This is a genomic window from Pseudomonas sp. AC463 (assembly GCF_979253585.1).
On the sequence record NZ_CEEDDZ010000851.1, the window covers coordinates 1 to 256 of the forward strand.

Consider the following 256-nt stretch of genomic DNA (forward strand, 5'->3'; position numbering starts at 1 on the left):
GGCGGCGGCGGCGCGACAGCAGCTCGGGCAAACGGCCAAGCACCTCGACCAACCCCATTACCGCCAGGCGCTCCATGGGAACGTCGCTGACCAGCCCCTCGGCCTGCATACGCGGGCCGCCGACACCGATGAACTCTACGTTGGGGTGCTGTGCCTTCAAGGCCTGCATCAGACCTGAACCCAGAATATCGCCGGATGCCTCGCCGGCGACCAGCGCGACACGCAATACCTCTGCCCTGGGTCAGCGGGTGAGGCC

The 256-nt window shown here is 67.6% G+C and carries 1 pseudogene; it reads right to left on the reverse strand.

Annotated elements, in window-relative coordinates:
• Positions 1–226: pseudogene (locus tag AC0IYH_RS32640) on the reverse strand (lipid-A-disaccharide synthase); the annotation flags it as partial.
• Positions 227–256 lie beyond the last annotated feature (30 nt).